This window comes from Klebsiella sp. BIGb0138 (assembly GCF_004342285.1).
Classification (GTDB): Bacteria; Pseudomonadota; Gammaproteobacteria; order Enterobacterales; family Enterobacteriaceae; genus Klebsiella.
The window spans coordinates 380,744-396,045 of the sequence record NZ_SMCV01000001.1 but is presented as its reverse complement, the minus strand read 5'-3'; the positions used below and the strand labels follow the sequence as shown (position 1 = coordinate 396,045).

The following is a 15,302-nucleotide window of genomic DNA, read 5'->3' as shown; positions in this document are numbered from 1 at the left end:
GTCCGCAATGCGCTCAGGCGTGAGGACTTTTTTTCATCAGCATCGCCGTGACGGCAGAGAGCAGGCAGCCGACGGTCAGGTAAATCGCCACGCTATGCCATGAGCCGCCGGAGAAGGTGACGAGTGCGGCGGCGATAAAAGGCGTAAAGCCGCCCCCGACGACGCTGGCGACCTGATAGCCGACTCCGGCGCCGCTGTAGCGATAGCGGGCGCCAAACATCTCGGTGAACATCGGCTGCTGTACGCAAACCACCATATCATGGGCGATATTGGCCAGCATCAAGGCGAAGAACAGGATCCAGAAATACGACTGGCTTTCCAGCGCCATAAAGAACGGGAAAGCGCTGAGGGTACCGATCAGCGCGCCGGTGATGTAGATCCGCCGACGGCCAAAGCGGTCAGCCAGCCAGGCGAAGCAGGGGATCGTCAGACAGCTAATCCCGCCGACCAGCAGGCCGATGTTGAGGAACAGTTCACGCGGCAGGCCGAGGTTCTGCGTCGAGTAGTTCAGGGCGAAGGCGGTGACGATATACATGGTCAGCAGTTCGCACAGGCGCAGGGCGATTATTAGCAAAAAAGCGCCGGGATGGCGGAATAGCGCTTCGACGACCGGCAGACGCGGCTTCTTTGGTTGGCCAGGGGCTGCACGCTGCTGATCTTCGAACTCGGCCGATTCGGCCATGCCGTGGCGGATCCACAGCGCGGCCAGCACCAGCACGACGCTGAACAAGAAGGGCAGACGCCAGCCCCAGCTGAGGAACTGTTCATTGCTGGTGTTGGCGCTGATCAGCGAGACCAGACCGGTGGAGAGCAGCAGGCCGACGCCGTAGCCGACCTGGACGCCGCTGCTGTAGAAGGCTTTTTTCTTTTCAGGCGCGCTTTCCACCGCCAGCAGCGCCGCGCCGCCCCACTCGCCGCCAACGGCGAAGCCCTGAATCGCGCGCAGAGTCACCAGTAACACGGGGGCCCACCAGCCAATCTGGTTAAAGGAGGGCAGCAGGCCGATACAGGCGGTGGCAATTCCCATCATCCAGACGGTCATCATCAACATCCGTTTCCGCCCGAGGCGATCGCCAAAATGACCGAAGATAATGCCGCCTAAGGGACGAAACAGAAAGCCAACGCCGAAGGTGGCGAATGCGGCAAGCGTGCCCATCGCCGGGCTAATCTGCGGGAAAAATTCGCGGTTAAATACCAGGGCGGCGGTAATACCGTAAAGCAAAAAGTCGTACCAGTCGACGACGGCGCCGGCGAAACTGCCCCATGCGGCTCTTCTGGCGCGGCTGAGCGAACAAGGTTCTTTACCGTGGCGGGGGGAAATCAGCGTTGAGTCCATACCTGTTCTGTCCTGTCTGTTACAAAGTTTGTAATTATTGGAATGAGACGCAGTCATAGCCGCATCTCCACAAAGACTACCGCGCGCCAGGACGAGAGCAAAGATTTTTAGCGAACGCTCTGCGTTAATGGCAAAAAATGTGCTTTTTATCACCAGGTGTAAACATGGGATCGGAGGGTTCTGAAAGCAAAAAATATTTTTAATTAAGAACCTCACAACCCGTAGCCTGACCGCTTTTAAGAATTGACATGAATGGTTTACAATTAACCTATCTCCAATTCCGGAATGGTGAGTTAAATGCGTCTACTTTTCGCAGTTTTATTTTGTGTTATGGTTTTACCGAATGCTTTTGCAGAAAAACTGCCTGCGCCAACGGGAAAGCCCGTTTTAACCATTTCCGGCCTGATTGGAAATACAAATGAAGGTGATACTGCGGTGTTTGACCTCGCCGCGTTAGAAAAGCTGGGGATGGAGACAATCGTCACCACCACGCCGTGGTACTCCGGTAAGGTCCGTTTTGACGGCGTTTCCCTTAGCAAACTCATGGATTTAGTTGGCGCAAAAGGCAAATCCGCGCGGGTCATCGCCCTCAATGACTATACGACCATTGTTCCCATCAATGACTTTCAGCAGTTCCCGGTTATTCTGGCTTTAAAAATGAATGGCGAATATATGCGCATTCGCGACAAGGGGCCTTTATTTATTGTCTATCCGTACGATAGCAGCCCCGATTTACAGAATCAGATCTATTATTCCCGTTCGGCATGGCAAGTTTCAAAAATTATCATTGAGTAAGGGTTTGATCTTGAATCGAATACTTACTGCCATTATTTTGTCGCTTTTCATCATCACCGGATACATTACCTATCTGGTGCATGAGCGTCAGAGTGAGTTGCAAAAATTAACCCGCTATACCGACTCCTGGTCAGTCGCGCAGATGGTTTCCGAATATATGCGGCTGGAGTCGAGTTTAAGCGGCTTTGTGCTCGGTGTTGATAGCATCGATCGCGATGAGGTTCGCCTGCGTCTGGAGATCATGTTGAGCCAGATTGAGCTGCTGCAGCAGGGCGATCTGGGCAATTTTATTCGCAAAGATACCCGGCGCCAGGCCACCGTCGATAGTTTGATTCATATCTTGCATCAGCTCGACGAGCAGCTGGATACCATGACGCCTGCGCAGATCAAGCCGGTGTTGCGGGCGATGAACGCGCTTGATGGGCCGATGACCTCAATCGCCTCAACGTCGCTGGCGCAGGATATCGACATTGTTAATCTGACTCACGATAAAATACAAAATCTGTATTATATCTATTCAATCATCTCGATCCTGCTGATTATTATGTGTATTTCGTTGGGATTGCTGATGCTTCGCCAGAATAACAACCTGCGTCGCGCCCACGTGCGTATGAAGCTGCTGGCCAACGATCTGCAGGCCTCAAAAGAGAAGCTGCAGGTGCAAAACCGTCGCCTGCAATATGATGCGTACCATGATTCATTGACCGGCATGCCTAATCGGCTCTCTTTCTGGCAAAAGCTGCAGGAGATCGTTAATCAGGTCAGGCCTTATCACGGTTCCGCGGTGGTGATGCTGTTTGACCTCGATAATTTTAAAGACGTGAATGATTCGCTGGGCCACGATGCCGGGGATAAACTGCTGCAGGAGCTGGCCAGCCGTCTCTCTTTCTTCCGTAAAACGTCTGAAACGCTCTACCGTCTGGGGGGCGATGAGTTTGCGCTTGTCTCCTGTGATTTGAGTGAAGAGATGGCGCTGGAACGGGCGCATGTCATTCGGGAAAAGATCAGTCAGCCGTATCAAATTTATGACTCGCTGATCAATATCGGCGCCTGTATCGGCATCGTGATATCCGATCGGGAGAGCCGTAGCGATTATTTATATAAATGTGCCGATCTTGCGCTGTACGAGGCGAAAAAAGAGGAATCCGGGACGGTAAAAATCTTCCGCCCGGGCATGCTGCAGCGTTTGCAGGAGAATAAATCCTTTGAGGACGATCTGCTGCAGGCTCTGGATAATGGCGAGTTCCAGGTCTATTACCAGCCGATAGCCGATACGGTCAGCGGTGAAATCTATGGTTATGAAGCGCTGGTGCGCTGGTTCCATCCGCTGCGCGGCGTGGTGCCGCCAACCACCTTCATCCCGGTTGCTGAAAAGACGGGGATGATCAACCCCCTCGGCGAGTGGGTGCTCAGGACCGCTTGTGAGGAAGCGGCCAGCTGGTCTTCACCGCTTAAGGTTTCGGTTAACGTATCGCCTGTTCAGTTGATTAACAGTTCGCTGACCGAGATGATCGTCTCAGTCCTGAAAAAAACCGGCCTCGATCCGCATCGCCTGGATCTGGAAATTACCGAGTCGGATATGTTTAACGAAAACACCCGTTCCTTAGAAATTCTCAGCCAGCTCCGGGAACTGGGCATACAAATTTCCATCGATGATTTCGGTACCGGCTACTCGTCACTGTCGCGCCTCAGCTATTTCCCCTTTGATAAGATAAAAATCGACCGCTCATTTGTGATTAATATCCCGATGCAGAAAGACGATCTCGATATTGTCCGCCTGATTATCAGCATGGGGAAAAGTTTACATATGCGCATTGTCGCCGAAGGGGTCGAGACGGAAGAGCAGTTAGCTTCTTTACGGCAATTAGGCTGCGATTTGGTCCAGGGTTATCTGATTGGTAAACCTGGCCCGCTGAATAGATCGACACCGCGATAATTCTCTTCTCTTAATTATGGTGGTGCTGAATTTTAGAACCGCCATTTTTATATTTAAACCAAATTAACCCTTATTGAGTATAAATAGGGGTAGGCAGCGAGAAAACAAAAAAATAATACCCTTAGCGATTAAAAGGGGTATATCATATGCAACATATTTTCCCGTTCCAGACCGCGTTCATTCTTGCGGAAAGAGAGGCAGAATCATGCAGCGAATCATTATTCCCACCCATTACGTGCATACCCGTACGACGCCGCTGTGGACGAAAGAGACGGCGCCAGCATCAATCTGGCGGCGGCATCTCGATGCCGGTACCCGGCAGGGCGTGTATCCCCGTCTGGCGGTGATGCAGGGAGCGATACGTTATTATGGTTATGCCGATGAGACCAGCCCGAACCCGGTTGAAACGATGACCATTGCCGCCGGCCAGTTTGCCGTTTTCCCGGCGGAGAAGTGGCACCGGATCGAAGCCTTAACCGACGATACGGTATTTAATGTTGATTTCTATGTTGATCCTACGATTCTGCTAGAGGGATGAAACTGAACTTATGCACAGTGAAAATAAAGGTTATTCATTAGCCCTGGTTAATGGCAACAATAATGAGAAACAAGAGAAAGTCTATCTGAAACCGATGGCGCTTTATATTCCCGATATTGCCGTGCAGGCAGTGGCCGAACTTATTGCCGGGCTGTCAGCGGATCGCGCGTCGGGCGACGGTTTACTGCTGTCGGTCACCAATAATAATAATGGCGTCTCGGTGGATAAAGCGTTTGCCGCCCTGAGCGAACTCCAGGATCCGCTTATCGCCGCCGACGCGGTCAAAGATCTGGTGAATATTGTTCGCGGTTATGAATCAGATGAAGAGACCAACGTCTGCGGCTGGTAGCCACGGCATCGACAAATCAGGCAGGCATCACCCGGTGTCTGTCTTATCTCTCCCGTTCTCATCTTTCATCCCTCCATACATCCGTACATTCCGGATCGGCCAATGCGGCTTCATGCGCCGTATGAGCTAATCCCTTCCCCAGTCACTGAACATCCCGCGTTTGCTCTCTGCGACATACCCGATTAGACCGCAACAAGCTCGGTTGGGCCCGGATACGGCGGATCCATTGGCATCCTGACCCGCGGCGTAGCAAAGATCGACATCTCTCTTCGTTCCATGTTTTGAGATCATAATCACAGACAGTCCTGTATTGCGCGGTATATTTAGGTAATCGATTACCTAAAATTTAAAAATCATGAAGAATAAGTTATTAATTAAAGATGTGGCTAAGATGGCGGGGGTGTCGACGGCGACGATTTCCCGTTTTCTTAATGGGAAATACCATTCTATGAGCGAAGCGACTCGCCATCATATCGCCAGCACGATCGAGAAAATCGGATATCAACCAAACAATATCGCCCGCTCACTCAGAAGCCAGCAAAGTAAAACCATTGCGGTGATTATGGCTGATATTTTTAATCCATACTCGATGGATGTTCTGCGGGGAATCGAAGAGTTCTGCTCTCTTGAAGGTTATAAGATTTTCATCTGTGATGCGAAAAATTCAGGAAGCAGGGAACGTAATTATATTGAAGAGATGATTAGTCGTGGCGTTGATGGCATTATTATCAATACTACGGGTGAAAACGATCTGTTTATCAAGGGTGTTTCGTTAGAGCATCCTGTTGTTTTAATTGGTCGAAAGATTAAAGGCAGCAATATCAGCAGCGTAGTCGCAGATAACGCTCAGGGTATTCAGCTGGCGCTTGAGCATCTTTTAAATACAGGTTGTCGGCGAGTCAGTTACCTGACACCAGCACCAGGGAATGTTTCTCCACGAATAGAACGAATCGAAAATTTCGCGACTTTTTCCGCCCTGCGTGCCTTTTCTCATATTACATTTGAATGTCTCAGGTTCGAGAGGGTCGATCGTGAACATGTGCTGAACGTAATGCAAAAGCTGGTGGTTAACTCAACAAAAGATCACGCCATCATTACCGGTAACGGGCAGCTGTCGCTGTTCGTTGTACAAGCCGCCAGAGCCTTAGGTAAGTCTATTCCTGAGGACTTTTCCTTAATTGGTTTTGACGAAACTGAGTGGTCAGAAATACTGAAGAATCCACTTACGGTTGTTGCCCAGCCGACCTATGAAATTGGCTGTACTGCCGCTAAAAATATAATAAAAACCTTGCGCAATGAACATGGGAACGATGATCCGACAACCACTCTCCTGCCATTTTCACTGATTGTCAGGGATACCGCCTGACGGAAGAGAGGATATTATGAAAATTAGCGCTATCAAAACTCGTGTCATCACCGATGCGCTGTCAGAGCAATTCGGCATGTCGCAATGGTTCTGGAATAAAAGAGCGATATGCGTGGTTGAAGTTGAAACCGATGCCGGCATCAGCGGTTGGGGCGAGTGTTTTGGTCCGGCCCAGGCAAATGCCGCCTTGATCAATGAGCTATTTATTCCGTTGCTGACCGGGCGCAACCCGCTACAGCGCCGTGTTTTATGGGAAGAGATGTATAACCGTACCCGCGAATTTGGTCGCAAAGGTATCGCCATTACCGCTTTGTCGGGGATTGACATCGCGCTATGGGATATTTTTGGCAAAGTTACCGGAAAACCGATTGCCGAACTATTGGGCGGTGATATTGATACGCAGATTATTGCATATGCTTCCAGTTTTTATTATTCCCCGAATGATAACCTGCGGCAAATTGCAATTGATGCTAACCGCGGACTGTCGGAAGGGTATCAGCATTTTAAAATGAAAGTGGGGGCGCTGTCTCTCGCGGAAGATATTCAGCGCGTTGCCAGAGTTCGCGAATTAATTGGCCCTGAGGCCACGTTGGCCGTTGATGCTAACCGTGCCTATACCACGCATGAAGCGCTGAAATTCGCGCATGCTATCGAGAAATACGACATCAGCTGGTTTGAAGAACCAATACTCCCTGATGATACGACGGCATATCACCAGCTCAAGTTACAATTTCCGATGAAGCTTGCCGCCGGGGAGTCTGAATTCACCCGCTTTGGCTTCCGTCGTTTCCTCGAAGCGGACTGCGTGGATATTTCCCAGCCTGATGTTGCCGCCTGCGGCGGTATTAGCGAAATCCTCAATATTGCTGCACTTTCAACCACCTATGGCGTGGAGTGTTATCCGCACCAGTGGGGATCGGGGATCTCTCTTGCGGCCACGTTGCACGTTATGGCGTCGCTACCGATCGCAGTACCGCGTATGGCGAAAGAACCCGCCAGACTGGAACTCGACCGGGCGCCTAATATTTTCCGCGACCAGTTAACCAATCTCAATATTGGGCCGGTAATGACGGTGCCTGATAAACCAGGGCTGGGCATCGAGGTCGACCTTGAAATGCTTGACCATTTTTCTATCCACTAAAAGGTAGAGAACAATGTTTAAATCGAAATGGTTCAGAATTGGCTTTACGCTAATGGTTGGTCTGTTCGTCGCCTACCTTGATCGTTCAAATCTCTCTATCGCATTGCCAGGCATGGAGGAAACGCTGGGTATTGATGGCGCTGCAACAAAAAGTCTGGCGCTCACCGGGTTTCTGATTGGCTACGCGCTGGCGAATTTCTTCGGTGGTTTTTTGACAAATCGCCTGAATCCTAAAATCACCATCGTGACCATGGTGTTATTGTGGTCTATCGTGCAAATCATGACGGCGTGGATTTCCTCGGCGGCGTTGCTGATAGCGTTTCGCATTATTCTGGGTATTGCCGAGGGGATTTACTGGCCACAGCAGTTCCGCTTCGCCAGAGCCTGGTTTAATAAAGACGAAATAACGCGCGGCACTAACCTGATTCAATTCTACGGGCAGTTCCTGGCGCTCACTCTGGGTTTCATCATCCTGACTCCGATCTTCGATCATCTGGGCTGGCAATGGGTGTTCTACATTACCGGCGGGATGGGCGTCTTTATTGTGGTTCCGATGTTCCTCGCGTTCCTGAAAAACAGCCCGGATAAAACAAGTTCAGCGGATGAACCTGAGGTGGCAGCGGAAGCCGCGGGGGGAAAAATTAGCTTCCGCGATCTCGGCGGCGCGCCATTCCTGCTGCTGGTATTCAGCTATTTTGCTAACGGGATGCTGTTCTGGGGGATCACGCTGTTTATGCCGATGGTCATGCTTTCACTGGGGTTCAGCGGTTTTTCGCAGGGGGCGGCGAGCGCGCTACCTTATTTCTTCGCCATTCTGCTGGCAATCCCCGTCTCGTGGTACAGCGATAAAACACAAAAACGGGGATTAATTGCCGCCTGCGGGCTTGGCTCCGGGGGGCTGTTTTTAATCGCGCTGCCATTTATCGACAGTCCGGCAGGTAAGCTGGCGCTGATTACCTTGTCCATTGCCTGGTTTACCAGCTGCTATACCACGAATATCTGGTCGATCATTACCTCCAGCGTGAAAAAATCGGCGGTGGGGCCCGCTGCCGGAGTCATCAACGGTATTGGCGCGGGTCTGGGCGGGACTACCGCGGGGTTTATCGTTCAGTATCTACAATCCTGGAGTGGATCTTATGTCCCCGGTTTTACCGTGTTGGGGGGCGTCGCGATTGTGGGGGGCTTCTGCGTATACGCCTACAGCCGAATTATCGCCGCGCGGCCGATGACTTTGTAATTGCGTAAAAGGTCAACGGCCGCCGCGGCCGCCGTTGACCTACGTTCAGGAAACACCTGGCTAGTCGACAGGTGAATAATGACGCCTTACTCTCTGCCAGCAGGCGCAAATACCGACTCTGCAGGAGCCGCGTAACCTGCCACGATTCCCCGCCGCTGACCACCCGCCGCGCACTCAGACGATAATAAATGGCAAACGATCTTATTTAGCGGCGGAGATCCTTCAGTATCCCGTCACTGGTTGTAAATTACAATCATTGTAACTAACTGGTTGGTTATGTGATGGCGATCGTATTTACCCAACATATTCATTTCTATAATGCTTTGTTGAGCATATTGCTGCTTAAATTATTTGGGTTTAACGTTTTTCCGGCAAAACTACTGAGGTCACCGAGATGAATCAACCCGACAGCCGTAAACTGTCCCTCAATACCGCCACGGTGCGGCAGAAATGGAAACTCGATCAGATCATTGAAGGGTGCGCCCGGCATGAGATCCGCGGTATTGCGCCATGGCGGGATCAGGTGCAGGCGCTGGGGTTAAAAGAGTCTGCGCGTCTTATTCGCCATCATGACCTGACGCTGAGCGGCTATTGCCGCGGCGGGATGTTTCCCGCTAGCACCCCGGAGGAACGCCGGGAGAAAGCGCTGGATAACCGACGGGCGGTGGACGAAGCGCTGGAGCTTGGCGCTCCCTGTCTGGTGCTGGTGGTCGGGGGGTTGCCTGCGGGGTCGAAAGATTTACCCGCCGCCAGGCGGCAGGTGCGCGATGGCCTGAGCGAGCTGCTGGACTATGCGCGCCCGCTCGGCATGCCGCTGGCGATCGAGCCCCTGCATCCGATGTACGCCGCCGAACGCGCCTGCGTGAATACTCTGGCGCAGGCCAACGATCTGTGCGACGAATTAGGTGACGAGGGGCTGGGGATTGCAGTGGATCTCTATCATACCTGGTGGGATCCGCAGTTTCAGCAGCAGATCGAACGGGCAGGCGTGGCGCGGCTGCTGGCTTTTCATATTTGCGACTGGCTGGTGCCGACGGCGGATATGTTGCTGGATCGCGGCATGATGGGGGACGGGGTCATCGATATCCGCAGCCATCGCCAGGCGATCGAGGCTCTGGGCTATACGGGTCTTCATGAAGTCGAGATTTTTTCCCGGAATAACTGGTGGCAGCGGGATCCGGATGAGGTACTTACCATCTGTAAACAACGCCACCGCGAATTCGGCTAGAAAGTGATTTTCCCAGAGACGGTCGCTCTGGGAAATGGCTGTCGCCCCGCAATGCTCAGAGGCCGTAAACCTTCAGTAGACTTTGCATCCGCAGGGTGGCCAGCTGCGGGTCTTGCAGCAGACCGGCCCGATCGGCCAGGCGGAAAATCTCGGCATAGTGGCTAATCTCACGCGCGGCCTGCATCCCGCCGGCCATTGCGAAATGATTCTGGTGGCCGTTAAGCCAGGCCAGAAACACAATTCCCGCTTTGTAATATTGCGTCGGCGCCTTAAAGATTTCCCGCGACAGGGCAACGGTGGGGTTCATCAGGCGGTAGTATTCCCCGCGATTGCCCTGCGCCAGTTCATTGAGCGCCGTCGCGGCTACCGGGGCGATAGCGTCAAAAATACCTAACAGCGCATGTGAGTAATAGCCATCCTCTCCCTCAATCAGCTCGGGATAGTTGAAATCGTCGCCGGTGTACATTTTCACCTGCGACGGCAGGCGCTTGCGGAAGGCGACCTCTTTCTCTTTACTTAGCAGCGAAATCTTAATGCCTTCCACTTTATCGACGTTGCTGGCGATGATCTCGAGCACGGTATCGGCAGCGGCGGCAAAATCCGTCGTTCCCCAGTAGCCGCTCAGCGCCGGATCAAACATCTCTCCCAGCCAGTGGAGAATAATTTTACCCTGGCTCTGTTCAAGCAGGCGGTTATAGACGGCAAGATAATCCTGCGGCGTTTTTGCCACTTTGGCTAAAGCCCGGCTGGCCATCAGGATGATTTTCCCGTCATGCTGTTCAACCAGTTCCATCTGCTCTTCATAGGCCGCGATAACCTGTGCCAGCGTGGTGGCGTGAGCCGCCTCCAGCTGATCGGTACCCACGCCGGCGGCAAGGTCGGCGCCCGGTACGCTTCGCGCCTCTTGCAGCGAACGAACGATCAGCTCTTTGGCAATCTCCCAGCTTACCCCCATCCCGCGCTGCGCGGTGTCCATCGCTTCCGCAATATTGAACCCCAGACGCCAGAGATGATGGCGATAGGCCAGCGTTGCGTCCCAGTCAATGCGCGGGTTGTTCAGCCAGTCCGCCCCCTGATGCTGCGGGTCGATCACCACGTGCGCGGCGGCATAGGCGATACGGTTAAACGCGGGCGTGATAAGCGTAGGGCGTTCTTCTGTCGTCACCAGCTGATAATCGGTGATAGTCCCTTGTGGGGTAGGCAGGTGAATGTTAAACATGCTGACTCCTTAGTTAAGTATCTATTTGGTTACTTTTAGGTGTACTTTTTGCCCGCGAAAAAGTCAAGATCCTCACGGCTAAAGTGATAAGCCGGACGGCTTCTGTTGATCGGGAGGCCGCCTTTACCTGCGATATTTGTCGCACAGTTAACAACAATTCTTTAACCGGATTGACAACAATATCTATCCATTGTAGTAACTATCTGGTTATTTAATTAATGTGTTCAGATGTCGTAAAAAAACCGACGGCATGACTAATAGCTGGCAGGAGGATGACCATGTATTTGACTGAAACCCATCAACAGATCCGCGAGATGACCCGTAAGTTTGCCGACGAAGTGATTCGTCCCCAGGCGGAAGAGCTGGACAGAGAAGAGCGCTTTGCCGCAGAGATCTATCAACAAATGGGGGAACTGGGGCTGTTCGGCATTACCGTTCCGGAAGAGTACGGCGGCGTCGGACTGGATGCGGTGGCTTACGCCGTGGTGATGGAAGAACTGTCGCGTGGCTATGCTTCCATTGCCGATCAGTGCGGGCTGGTGGAGCTGCTGGGAACGCTGCTGTCGCAATACGGCAATGACGCCCAGCGTGCGCAATGGCTGCCGGGGTTGCTGAACGCGTCGCTGAAAGGGGCCTACTGCATTACTGAAGCCGGGGCCGGTTCCGACGTATCAGGGATTAAAACTACCGCTACCCGCACTGAAGAAGGCTGGGTGCTGAACGGAAGTAAGCTGTGGATCCATAATGCGCCGGTCGCCGATGTGGCCTTTGTGCTGGCGCGTACCGATAAAGAAGCCGGTCACCGCGGCATGAGTATTTTTATTGTCGATTGCTCTCGCGACGGCGTCTCCCGCGGCCCGAAAGAACACAAAATGGGCCAGCGTTCATCTCAGGTGGGCGAACTGCACTTCAACCAGGTCAGGCTGCCGGCGCAAGCGCTGCTGGGGCCAGAAAACCGCGGCTTCCATATTATGATGAGCGTGTTGAATAAAGGGCGGGTGGGGATCGGTGCACTGGCGGTAGGTATTGCCCGGGCCGGGCTGGAAGCGGCGATCGAATATGCGAAACAGCGCGAACAGTTCGGCAAACCGATTGCTGATTTCCAGGGCGTGCAGTTTATGCTGGCGGATATCGCCAGGGACACCGAGGCTGCTCGCCTGCTGGTACATAGCGCGGCCTATAAAATTGACACCGATGCGCCGGATACTTCGATTGCCTGCTCGATGGCGAAATGTTTTGCCGGCGATGTCGCGGTGCAGCACAGCGGCAATGCGGTGCAAATTTTTGGCGGCGGCGGCTATATCCGCGGCGTGGAAGTGGAGCGCCTGTACCGCGATGCCAAGATAACCCAAATCTATGAAGGTACTAACCAGATTCAGCGCATGATTATCGGCCGCAATTTGCTGGCGTAAACCCCGATTACCCGGCAGAACAGGCACCCCAGGCGGGGTGCTTTTTTTTGGGGCCTGTAACCGGGGTAGGGGCAGGGAAGGGGGGAACGCAGGCAAAGAAAACTCCGGCGTTGCCGGGGGGATAACACATCACATATTCGGGTAGTTGGGGCCGCTGCCCCCTTCGGGTACCGTCCAGACGATGTTCTGGAAGGGATCTTTGATGTCGCAGGTTTTACAGTGCACGCAGTTCTGCGCGTTGATCTGTAATCTGCTCTTCCCCTCTAAGGCGATAATTTCATAAACGCCCGCCGGGCAGTACCGCTGCGCCGGTTCAGCAAAACGCGGTAGCGTTTCCCGTATCGGTAGTTCGGGGTCTTTTAGCCTGAGGTGACAGGGCTGATCTTCATCGTGCGATGTATTCGCCAGATACACGGAAGAGGGCTTATCAAAGCTCAGCCGGTTATCCGGCTTCGGATAGTTGACCGGCGTACTTTGTTCGGCTGTACGCAGCTGCAGATGATCCGCCTTGCGGTCGTGCAGAGTGAACGGCAGTTTGCCTTTAAACCAGTTCTGATCGATATAGTTTAATGCGCCGCCTGCCAGCGTACCAAAACGGTGCAGCAGCGGACCAAAGTTGCGCGACTGGCGCAGCTCTTCGCCCAACCATGATTCGCTAAACGCCTGCGCGAAATCATCAAGGTCCCGTTTTTCATCCGGGGTTTGTATCAGCGCCCGATAGACCGATTCAGCGGCCAGCATGCCGCTTTTCATCGCCGTGTGGCTACCTTTAATTTTGGCGAAGTTGAGCGTTCCCGCGTCGCAGCCAATCAGCAGCCCGCCGGGAAAGTGCATTTTGGGTAACGCATTCATACCCCCTTTGGTGATGGCGCGCGCGCCGTAGGAGAGGCGTTTCCCACCGCTCAGGGTTTCACTAAAGGCCGGGTGGTGCTTCAGGCGTTGAAACTCATCGAACGGACTTAAATAAGGGTTGCGATAGTTGAGATCGACTATCAATCCAACCACGGCCTGATTATTTTCCGTATGGTAGAGAAAACTCCCCCCCGACGCGCCTTCGCTAAGCGGCCAGCCCGAGGCGTGGATGACCTGACCGGGCCGGCTTTTTTCCGGGGCGATCTCCCACAGTTCTTTAATACCCAGCGCGTAGTGCTGCGGATCGCGGCCGGCGTCGAGCTGATAATGGGCGATCAGCTGTTTGCCGAGGTGGCCGCGGCAGCCTTCGGCGAAAAGCGTATATTTCGCCAGCAGGTTCATGCCCGGCGTAAAACCGGGCTTCTCTTCCCCCTGCGCGTTAATGCCCATATCACCGGTGGTGATGCCGGCGACGGCGCCTGCATCGTCATACAGGATGCTGGCGGCGGCGAAGCCGGGGAAAATATCCACCCCCAGCGACTCTGCCTGGCGGGCAAGCCAGCGGCAAAAATCCCCCAGACTGATGACATAATTACCTGCGTTATGCATCGGGGCAGGGATAAAGGCCGCCGGGATCTTCCACGCTTTTTCGCCATTGCGCAGCAGCAATAGCTCATCTTGCGTCACGGGCGTATTCAGCGGCGCGCCAAGGGACTGCCAGTCGGGAAAGAGCTCATTGAGCGCCCGGGGTTCGAACAGGGCTCCGGAAAGAATATGCGCGCCAACCTCAGCCCCTTTTTCAATCACGCAAACGCTCAGCTGACGTTGTTCCTGCTGCGCCATCTGCATCAGCCGGCAGGCCGCCGACAGCCCGGCGGGACCCCCACCGACAATGAGGACGTCAAATTCCATCGTTTCACGTTCCACCGTAACCTCCATCTTTCGTTGCCTGCCCCTTGCGCATCAGAGTTTCGCCACCAGCTGCGGCACAATCTCGAACAGATCGCCCACCAGGCTGTAGTCGGCGATTTTGAAAATTGGCGCTTCTTCATCGCTGTTGATCGCCACGATGACTTTGGCATTGCTCATCCCCGCCAGGTGCTGAATCGCGCCGGAAATCCCCACCGCGATATACAGATCCGGCGCGACAATTTTACCGGTCTGCCCGACCTGCAGGTCATTGGCGACCATACCTGCGTCGACCGCCGCGCGCGATGCTCCGACGGCGCCGTGCAGTTTGTCGGCAAGCTGTTCGATCAGGGCAAAGTTTTCGCGACTACCCAGCGCACGGCCGCCGGAAACCACCACGCGGGCGGTAGCAAGCTGCGGGCGATCGGATTGCGCCAGCTCTTCATGAATAAAGCGGGATACCGGCTGGTGAGCGACGCCGTCCACCGGCTCAATCGGCGCGGCGGATTCGCTTTCTTGCGCCGCCGGGAAGCTGGAGGCGCGCAGGGTCATGATCACCAGGGGGTCGAGACTCTCGACGGTGGCGATTGCGCTGCCCGCATAAATGGGACGTTTGAAGACCCTGGGGTTGACCACCGCAACCACGTCGGAGATTTGCGCGACGTCGGCGAGGGCGGCCACGCGCGGCAGGATGTTTTTGCCGTTTGAACCGGCGACGGCGAGGATATGGCTGTAACTCTCGCGAAGCGAGAAGATCAGCGCGGCGACGTTTTCGGCCAGCTGATTTTTACAGGCGCTATCGTCGGCCAGCAGCACCTTCGCCACCCCCGCAATGCGCGCCGCCTGTTCCGCCACCGCGCGGCAGTTTTCGCCCGCCACCAGCAGGGTCACCTCGCCACCCAGCTCCCGGGCGGCGCTGACCGCGTTTCTGGTCACCGCGTTGAGCTGGTTATTATCATGTTCGACAAGGAGTAAAGTAGCCAT

13 protein-coding genes are annotated in these 15,302 nt (G+C 54.0%); 9 read left to right on the top strand and 4 right to left on the bottom strand.

Annotated features, from left to right (window positions below):
• Positions 1–13 precede the first annotated feature (13 nt).
• Complete coding sequence (gene shiA, locus EDF73_RS01970) at positions 14–1,336, bottom strand: shikimate transporter (protein ID WP_132725152.1); 1,323 nt, start codon at positions 1,334–1,336, stop codon at positions 14–16.
• A gap of 297 nt (positions 1,337–1,633) precedes the next feature.
• On the opposite strand from shiA, the gene EDF73_RS01965 reads away from it, so the two are divergent.
• The 8 genes from EDF73_RS01965 to EDF73_RS01930 all read left to right on the top strand — a co-directional run bounded on the left by EDF73_RS01965 (position 1,634) and on the right by EDF73_RS01930 (position 9,926).
• Complete coding sequence (locus tag EDF73_RS01965) at positions 1,634–2,131, top strand: molybdopterin-dependent oxidoreductase (RefSeq protein WP_132725150.1); 498 nt, start codon at positions 1,634–1,636, stop codon at positions 2,129–2,131.
• A gap of 10 nt (positions 2,132–2,141) precedes the next feature.
• Positions 2,142–4,067, top strand: a complete 1,926-nt coding sequence (locus EDF73_RS01960) for a bifunctional diguanylate cyclase/phosphodiesterase (protein ID WP_132725148.1) — start codon at positions 2,142–2,144, stop codon at positions 4,065–4,067.
• 205 nt (positions 4,068–4,272) lie between these two features.
• Complete coding sequence (locus EDF73_RS01955; protein WP_132725146.1) at positions 4,273–4,605, top strand: DUF1971 domain-containing protein; 333 nt, start codon at positions 4,273–4,275, stop codon at positions 4,603–4,605.
• A 10-nt stretch (positions 4,606–4,615) separates the two neighbouring features.
• Positions 4,616–4,954 carry a DUF1869 domain-containing protein gene (locus EDF73_RS01950; protein ID WP_132725144.1) on the top strand — a complete coding sequence of 113 codons (339 nt, stop codon included), beginning with the start codon at positions 4,616–4,618 and terminating at the stop codon, positions 4,952–4,954.
• A 355-nt stretch (positions 4,955–5,309) separates the two neighbouring features.
• Positions 5,310–6,320 (top strand): LacI family DNA-binding transcriptional regulator, encoded by a 1,011-nt coding sequence (locus EDF73_RS01945; protein WP_132725142.1) that lies wholly within the window; start codon positions 5,310–5,312, stop codon positions 6,318–6,320.
• A 16-nt stretch (positions 6,321–6,336) separates the two neighbouring features.
• Positions 6,337–7,461, top strand: coding sequence for a mandelate racemase/muconate lactonizing enzyme family protein (locus EDF73_RS01940; RefSeq protein ID WP_132725140.1), 1,125 nt, complete (start codon positions 6,337–6,339; stop codon positions 7,459–7,461).
• A 13-nt stretch (positions 7,462–7,474) separates the two neighbouring features.
• Positions 7,475–8,698: an MFS transporter gene (locus EDF73_RS01935; RefSeq protein WP_132725138.1), complete on the top strand. Its 1,224-nt coding sequence runs from the start codon at positions 7,475–7,477 to the stop codon at positions 8,696–8,698.
• A gap of 394 nt (positions 8,699–9,092) precedes the next feature.
• On the top strand, positions 9,093–9,926 hold the full coding sequence (locus tag EDF73_RS01930) for a sugar phosphate isomerase/epimerase family protein (protein ID WP_132725136.1): 834 nt from the start codon (positions 9,093–9,095) through the stop codon (positions 9,924–9,926).
• Positions 9,927–9,981: 55 nt separating this feature from the next.
• Here the strand turns inward: EDF73_RS01930 and EDF73_RS01925 are convergent, their stop codons facing one another.
• Positions 9,982–11,145: a dihydrodipicolinate synthase family protein gene (locus tag EDF73_RS01925; protein WP_132725134.1), complete on the bottom strand. Its 1,164-nt coding sequence runs from the start codon at positions 11,143–11,145 to the stop codon at positions 9,982–9,984.
• A 278-nt stretch (positions 11,146–11,423) separates the two neighbouring features.
• On the opposite strand from EDF73_RS01925, the gene EDF73_RS01920 reads away from it, so the two are divergent.
• A complete protein-coding gene (locus tag EDF73_RS01920; protein ID WP_132725132.1) occupies positions 11,424–12,557 on the top strand; it encodes an acyl-CoA dehydrogenase family protein in 1,134 nt (377 codons plus the stop codon).
• 129 nt (positions 12,558–12,686) lie between these two features.
• On the opposite strand, the gene EDF73_RS01915 is transcribed toward EDF73_RS01920, so the two are convergent.
• Positions 12,687–14,348, bottom strand: a complete 1,662-nt coding sequence (locus EDF73_RS01915; RefSeq protein ID WP_207896578.1) for an electron transfer flavoprotein-ubiquinone oxidoreductase — start codon at positions 14,346–14,348, stop codon at positions 12,687–12,689.
• A 24-nt stretch (positions 14,349–14,372) separates the two neighbouring features.
• Positions 14,373–15,302 carry an FAD-binding protein gene (locus EDF73_RS01910; protein WP_132725128.1) on the bottom strand — a complete coding sequence of 310 codons (930 nt, stop codon included), beginning with the start codon at positions 15,300–15,302 and terminating at the stop codon, positions 14,373–14,375.